The sequence below is a fragment of the Sphaerotilus sp. genome (genome assembly GCF_041083715.1).
Lineage (GTDB): Bacteria > Pseudomonadota > Gammaproteobacteria > Burkholderiales > Burkholderiaceae_C > Sphaerotilus.
The window spans coordinates 1-6,419 of record NZ_JBFPGY010000310.1 but is presented as its reverse complement, the minus strand read 5'-3'; the positions used below and the strand labels follow the sequence as shown (position 1 = coordinate 6,419).

Here is a 6,419-nt window from a genome sequence, read left to right as displayed (position 1 = left end):
CGCTCGGCGGGCTGGGCCGGGTCGATCAGGTAACCGAAGTGGAAGTTGCCGTCACCGACGTGGCCGACGAGGAAGTAGGGCATGCCCGACGCGTCCACATCCGCCACCGACTCGGCGATCAGCTCGGCCAGCCGCGAGATCGGCACGCATGCGTCCGTGGACAGCGCGCGGCAGCCCGGCCGGCTCTGGATCGCGGCGAAGTAGGCGTGGTGGCGGGCGGTCCACAGCCGGGTGCGGTCCTCCGGCGTCGTGGCCCATTCGAACGATTCGCCGCCGTGGTCGGCTGCGATCTCCTGCACCGTCTGCGCCTGCTCGGCCACGCTGGCGGCGGTGCCGTGGAACTCCATCAGCAGCATCGGCTGCTCGCGCAGCGCGAGCTTGCTGTGGCGGTTGACCATGCCGACCGTGTTGCCGTCGATCAGCTCGCAGCGCGCGATCGGCACGCCCATCTGGATGATGGCGATCGTCGTCTGCACCGCCGCGTCGATGCTCGGGAAATGGCAGATCGCCGCCGACACCGCCTCGGGCAGCGGATACAGCTTGAGCGTGACCTCGGTCATCACGCCCAGCGTGCCCTCGCTGCCGACGAACAGCCGGGTCAGGTCGTAGCCGGCGCTGGACTTGCGCGCCCGTGTGCCGGTGCGCACCCACGCGCCCTGCGCATTGACGACACCCAGGCCGAGCACGTTCTCCCGCATGGTGCCGTAGCGCACCGCGTTGGTGCCCGATGCCCGCGTCGCGGCCATGCCACCGAGCGAGGCGTCCGCGCCCGGGTCGATCGGGAAGAACAGGCCGGTGTGGCGGATCTCGTTGTTGAGCTGCATCCGGGTGACGCCGGCCTGCACGGTGACGGTGAGGTCTTCCGGGTTCAGGCGCAGGATGCGGTTCATGCGCGAGAGGTCCAGGCTCAGCCCGCCCTGCACCGCCAGCAGGTGGCCCTCCAGCGACGAGCCGACGCCGAACGGGATCACCGGCACCGCGTGCCGGTCGGCCAGCTTCACGGCGTCCATCACGTCCTCGTTCGATTCGCAGTAGACAACCGCTTCGGGCGGCGGCACGTCGTAGGGCGACTCGTCGCGGCCATGCTGTTCGCGCACCGCCTGCGCGGTCGAGCAGCGCGCGCCGAAGCGGGCCTGCAGCGCCTGCAGCATCTCGGCCGGCATCGGGCGCGGGGTGATCACGGGACGCCAGTCGGCGTGGAGCGGGGCGTTCATGCGGGGTGTCTCCGGGCTTGTCTACACTGAGGCGATGATCATGCCTGCACCCGCGCTGGTTTCCCTCGTGTCCGGTCTCTACCCGGCGCTGGCCGACAGCCCGCCGCCCGGCTGGGAACACGATCTGGCCCTGCTCGGCGCCCCGGCCGAGGTGCCGGCCGGCACGGTGCTGTTCGACGAGGGCGCGCCGTGCCGCGGTTTTCCGCTGGTGCTGGCCGGCGAGGTGCAGGTCGCGCGCGGCACGCCGCATGGCCGCGCCATCGAGCTGTACCGGGTGCAGCCGGGCGAACTCTGCGTCGTCTCGGCCGCCTGCCTGTTCGGCCAGGCCGCGCTGTCGGCGCACGGTGTGGCGGTGCAGCCGAGCCGGCTGCTGCTGTTGCCCGCGCCGGTCTTCATGCGCTGGAGCGACCACGAACCTTTCCGCCGCCACGTCTTCGGCCTGTTCGCCGCGCGCATGGCCGACCTGATCGCGCTGACCGAGGCGGTCGCCTTCCAGCAGCTCGACCAGCGGCTGGCCGCCGCGCTGCTCGGCCGCGGTCCGGTGCTGCAGGTGACCCACCAGCAGCTCGCCGACGAACTCGGCACCGTGCGCGAGATGGTGACGCGCCTGCTCAAGCGTTTCGAGCAGGCGGGCTGGGTGGTGCTTGGCAGAGAGCGGGTGCAGGTGGCGGATGCGACGGCGTTGCGCCGCCTGGCTGTCGGCGAGGTCCGGTAGCGGTTTTGTGGGCTTGTTGTGTGACTTGAGTCACAGATCTTCGGGTTGCCGAGGGTCACACTCTGTCGTGACCGGCGAGGGCGCCGGCGTCTTGTTCCAGGAGACTCGCATGAAAGTCAACGTTGGTGGCACGGACCGCATCCTGCGCATCGTGGTCGGTCTGATCCTGATCCTGCTGGTGCTGTCGGGCCAGATTGGTGTCTGGGGCTGGATTGGCGTGGTGCCGCTGGCCACCGGGTTGTTCAGGATGTGTCCGCTGTACTCGATGCTCGGCATGAACACCTGTCCGATGTCGCAGAAATAAGGCAGTTGCACCTGGTGCTCCCGCGGTCTGGAACGGGTTGTCTGCCCATGCCTGCCTGTGTGTCTGCGTTCCACGGTGTCCGATGGCGGCTGAATGCGGCCGTGTCGGCGGCGCTGCTGCTGCTGGCCTCCAGTGCCGTGGCGGCCCAGACTCCGTGGCGCATCGAGTCGGCGGTCGGGCTGCCGATGGACCGCGCGGCTGGCCATTCGACAGGCTGGCGGGTGTCCGCCGGGGCCGAGGTGCCGTTGGGAGACCATGGATGCGTGGGCGGGTTGCTGCTCGGGTTCGCGGCGTTCGGGGACACCGCCGAAGGTCCGCTGGTCCAGCGCAACCACCGCCACACCAGCGGCCCGTCGGTCGGACTGCAGGTGGCGCTGCCGGTGCTGGACGGTTGGCAGGTGCGGGCGCGTGTCGGCCTCGGTTACTGGCAGACAGTGCTGCGCACGACGGTCAACGGGGCCGAGGCGTTCCAGGCGACCGAGCACCATGTCGGGCCGCTGCTGGGCGCCGGACTGGCCTGGCAGTGGTCGCCGGCCTTGGCGCTGACGGCGTCGGTCGATGTGGGGCAGCACCGCTTCGACGGACTGCCCACGGTGCGGCCGGCGCTGTGGGCGCTGGGACTGTCGACGTCTTTCTGAATCCGGCTCAGGTGGCGGGCTCGCGGTAGGCCCTGAACGTGTCGCGCACCGGATTCAGTGAACGCTCGATCTCCTGCAGGTGCCGCCGCATCTCGGTGGCCGCCGCCGCGCCCGGGCGACCCAAGGCGCTGATCAGCTCCACATGGCGGTGCAGCACGCAGGCCGGCGTGCCTGCGGGCTGGTAGAGCGCCATCAGCAGTGAGGTCGTCGGCAGCAACCCCTCCAGCAGCCGCAGGAACACCGGGTTGCCGCACATCTGCGCCAGCGCCCGGTGGAACTCGCCCGACAGCCGGATGGCCGCCGAGCGATCGCCGAGTGTGTCGGCCCGGGCTTCGGCGTCGACCAGTGCCTGCAGCTGCACGAGCTGCTCCGGTGCCAGCCGGCCGGCCAGCCGGCGTGCGATCTCGCACTCCACCACCCGCCGCGCATCGAAGACGTGTGCTGCATCCGCCCGCGTCGGGGCCGGCACCTGCGCGCCGCGGTTGTGGTTCAGCGCGATCACCTGGTCCTGCGCCAGCCGGTGCAGTGCCTGCCGGATCACTGTGCGCGAGACAGTGAAACGCGCCGCGAGTTCCTCTTCGCGCAGGCGTGTGCCGGGGGCGAGGCGGCGCTCCAGGATGTCGGTGTAGAGGCTGTCGTAGACCCGCTCGGTGGCGGTGCTGGGAGCGGTGTCGGGGGGTTCAGGATCGTCCGGTGTCATCGGCGGCGACTTTGCCAGAGTCCGACGGTCGCCAGGGTCAGTCCCATCACCAGGAACGACACCACTGTCGTCACCGTTCCCAGCGCGTAGATTACCGGGGTCGTCACCGTCGTCGTCAGGCCCTGCAGCTCCAGCGGCAGCGTGTTGAGGTCGCCCATCGCCTGCGAGCTGCGGGCGATCTCGTCCCAGCTCAGCGTGAAGCCGAACATGCCCACGCCCACCAGGCTCGGCCCGATCAGCGGCAGCACGACGTGGCGGAAGGTCTGCCAGGGCGTGGCGCCCAGGTCGCGTGCGGCCTCTTCATAGGCCGGGTTGAAGCGGTTGAACACCGCGAACAGGATCAGCAGACCGAAGGGCAGCGTCCAGGTGAGCTGCGCGCCCAGGCCCGAGCTGAACATGCCCAGCGTGGTGGTGAAAGTGTCGAGCGCGGCGGGCCAGTGCGCTTCCAGCAGCAGCTTCAGCCCCGTGTCGAGCAGCCGGAAGCCCAGCCCGATGCCCAGCGAGACGATGATCGACGGCATGATCAGGCTGGCCACGACGACGTAGAACAGCGCCGTGCCGCCGGGCAGCTGCTTGCGGTAGGCCAGGCCTGCCAGCAGCGACAGCCCGACCGTCAGCACCATGACCACCGCGCCGAGCGCCAGCGAGCGCCGGAAGGCCGCGCCGATGTCGACCACGCCGATGCCCTCCCACAGCACGCGGAACCAGTGCAGCGACACGCCGCGCATCGGGAAGGTCAGCCCGCCCTCCGGCCCCTGGAAGCTCAGCACGAAGATGGCGAACATCGGCCCGTACAGGAACAGCACGAAGGCTGCGAACACGGCGCCCAGCAGCCAGAAGCTCGGCGGGCGTTTCTTGTGGACAACGCGGCGGGGCGCAGTGGACGTGTTCATGTCACAGCTCCTTGCGCATGTCGACCAGCCGCAGCAGTGCGGCGATCATCAGCAGCACCACCGCCAGCAGGATCACCGCGTTGGCCGCCGCGATGGGGAACTGCAGGTAGCTGGTCTGCACCTGGATCACCTTGCCGACCGAGGCGATCTGCTGGCCACCCATCACGCCGACGGTGACGAAGTCGCCCATCACCAGCGCGAGGACGAAGATCGAGCCGATCAGCAGCCCGGTGCGGCTCAGCGGCAGCACGACGTGCCACACCGTCTGCCAGGCACTGGCGCCGTTGTCGCGGGCGGCCTCCAGCAGGTTGCGGTCGATGCGCATCATCGAATTGAAGACGGGCACGATCATGAACATCGTGTAGAGGTGGACGAAGGCCAGCACCACCGAGAACTCCGAGAACAGCAGCCACTCGATCGGCGTGTCGATCAGCCCCATCCCCTGCAGCGTCTGGTTGACCAGCCCGTTGCGCCCGAGCAGCGGCACCCAGGACACCATGCGGATGACGTTGCTGGTCCAGAACGGCACCGTGCAGACGATGAACAGCACCGTCTGCGTCAGCGTGCCCTCGACGTGGAAGGCCAGGAAGTAGGCGATCGAGAAGCCCAGCAGCGCCGTGATCAGCCACGTCAGCACGCTGAACTTCAAGGTGGACAGGTAGGTCTTGAACGTCACGCACAGGTCGCCGTCGGGTGTGACGGGGCAGCCGGTGAAGACGTCGAGGTAGTTCTGCCCGGTGAAGGCCGGGATCAGCTCGTACTCGGTGGCCTGCCAGACGCTGACCATCAGCACCAGCGCCAGCGGGATGACGAAGAACAGCGCGAACACTGCCGCGAGCGGCGAGGCTTGCAGCCAGGCGAAGGTGGCGGTGCGGGCGCTGGTCATGGCATCCTCAGGCGGCGACGAACTCGTTCCACTTCTGGACCATGTAGGCGTTCTCGTCCATCACGGCGTTCCAGCAGGCGATGCCGCCCATGCGGGCCTCGTAGCTGCCGCCGTCGCGCACCGAGCCGGTCTTGGCCAGCACGTCGCCGTTCGGGCTCTTGATGTCCTGCGTGGCGGCCTTGCCTTCCATCCAGTAGGCCCACTCGTAGGGCTCCATCTTGGCCTTGGCGGTCTCCAGCACGGCGCTGTAGTAGCCCTGGCGGTTCAGGTAGGCGCCGGCCCAGCCGTCGAGGAACCAGTTGATGAACTCGTAGACGCCATCGGCCTTGCGCCCGGTCACCGTCTTGGGCACGCCGAAACCAGCGGCCCACGCGCGGTACCCTTCCTTCAGCGGCTGGAAGGTGCAGGCAATGCCCTTGGTGCGCACCGCGGTGACCGCCGGCGACCACATCGACTGGATCACCACCTCGCCCGAGGCCATCAGGTTGACCGACTCGTTGAAGTCCTTCCACAGGCTGCGGAACTGGCCGGCCTTCTTCGCCTCGATCAGCGTCTTGATCGTCAGGTCGATCTCCTTCTTGGTCATGTTCCCCTTGTCGGGGTACTTGTAGAGCCCCATGGCCTCGACCACCATCGCCGCGTCCATGATGCCGATCGAGGGGATGTTCAGGATCGCAGCCTTGCCCTTGAACTCGGGATTCAGCAGCTCGGCCCAGGAGGTGATCGGGCGCTTGATGAGGTCGGGGCGGATGCCCAGCGTGTCAGCGTTGTAGACGGTGGGAATCAGCGTCATGAAGCCGGTGGGCGTCTTGGAGAAGGTCTTGCCGGTCGGGCCGTCGAGGTACATCACCTTCTTGGGCGCGGTGCCCTGGTCGCCGACCTGCTTGCCGGCGACTTCACCCTTGGTGAACAGCGAGGTGATCTTGTCGGCGTTCTTGATGCGCTTGACGTCGATGCCCAGCAGGTTGCCGGTCGGCACGATCTTCTTGAGCGAGAAGTACTCGGTGTCGATCAGGTCGAAGCTGTTCGGCGCGGTGACGGCGCGCTTGGTCACGTCGTCGGTGGTGAC

At 68.5% G+C, this 6,419-nt stretch carries 8 protein-coding genes; 3 read left to right on the top strand and 5 right to left on the bottom strand.

Annotation, left to right across the window (positions count from 1 at the left end):
• A partial coding sequence (locus AB3X43_RS14445; RefSeq protein ID WP_369430559.1) for an FAD-binding oxidoreductase occupies nucleotides 1–1,214 on the bottom strand: 1,214 nt, incomplete at its 3' end.
• 34 nt (nucleotides 1,215–1,248) lie between these two features.
• Here AB3X43_RS14445 and AB3X43_RS14440 point away from each other — a divergent pair.
• The 3 genes from AB3X43_RS14440 to AB3X43_RS14430 all read left to right on the top strand — a co-directional run bounded on the left by AB3X43_RS14440 (nucleotide 1,249) and on the right by AB3X43_RS14430 (nucleotide 2,871).
• Complete coding sequence (locus AB3X43_RS14440) at nucleotides 1,249–1,929, top strand: Crp/Fnr family transcriptional regulator (protein WP_369430558.1); 681 nt, start codon at nucleotides 1,249–1,251, stop codon at nucleotides 1,927–1,929.
• 109 nt (nucleotides 1,930–2,038) lie between these two features.
• Nucleotides 2,039–2,233 carry a YgaP family membrane protein gene (locus AB3X43_RS14435; RefSeq protein ID WP_369430557.1) on the top strand — a complete coding sequence of 65 codons (195 nt, stop codon included), beginning with the start codon at nucleotides 2,039–2,041 and terminating at the stop codon, nucleotides 2,231–2,233.
• Between the two features lie 59 nt (nucleotides 2,234–2,292).
• Entirely contained in the window at nucleotides 2,293–2,871 is a 579-nt protein-coding gene (locus AB3X43_RS14430; protein ID WP_369430556.1) for a porin family protein, read from the top strand.
• 7 nt (nucleotides 2,872–2,878) lie between these two features.
• Here the strand turns inward: AB3X43_RS14430 and AB3X43_RS14425 are convergent, their stop codons facing one another.
• The 4 genes from AB3X43_RS14425 to AB3X43_RS14410 form a co-directional block, all read right to left on the bottom strand.
• Nucleotides 2,879–3,571 carry a GntR family transcriptional regulator gene (locus AB3X43_RS14425; protein WP_369430555.1) on the bottom strand — a complete coding sequence of 231 codons (693 nt, stop codon included), beginning with the start codon at nucleotides 3,569–3,571 and terminating at the stop codon, nucleotides 2,879–2,881.
• Complete coding sequence (locus AB3X43_RS14420) at nucleotides 3,568–4,464, bottom strand: ABC transporter permease (RefSeq protein ID WP_369430554.1); 897 nt, start codon at nucleotides 4,462–4,464, stop codon at nucleotides 3,568–3,570. The genes AB3X43_RS14425 and AB3X43_RS14420 overlap by 4 nt, the downstream gene beginning before the upstream one ends.
• Nucleotide 4,465: 1 nt before the next feature.
• Nucleotides 4,466–5,350, bottom strand: coding sequence for an ABC transporter permease (locus AB3X43_RS14415; protein ID WP_369430553.1), 885 nt, complete (start codon nucleotides 5,348–5,350; stop codon nucleotides 4,466–4,468).
• Nucleotides 5,351–5,357: 7 nt separating this feature from the next.
• A partial coding sequence (locus AB3X43_RS14410) for an ABC transporter substrate-binding protein (protein WP_369430552.1) occupies nucleotides 5,358–6,419 on the bottom strand: 1,062 nt, incomplete at its 5' end.

Coding starts and splice junctions, on each gene's coding strand:
- AB3X43_RS14415 (WP_369430553.1), bottom strand. CDS start 5,350: ATGACCAGCGCCCGCACCGCCACCTTCGCCTGGCTGCAAGCCTCGCCG.
- AB3X43_RS14435 (WP_369430557.1), top strand. CDS start 2,039: ATGAAAGTCAACGTTGGTGGCACGGACCGCATCCTGCGCATCGTGGTC.
- AB3X43_RS14440 (WP_369430558.1), top strand. CDS start 1,249: ATGATCATGCCTGCACCCGCGCTGGTTTCCCTCGTGTCCGGTCTCTAC.
- AB3X43_RS14425 (WP_369430555.1), bottom strand. CDS start 3,571: ATGACACCGGACGATCCTGAACCCCCCGACACCGCTCCCAGCACCGCC.
- AB3X43_RS14420 (WP_369430554.1), bottom strand. CDS start 4,464: ATGAACACGTCCACTGCGCCCCGCCGCGTTGTCCACAAGAAACGCCCG.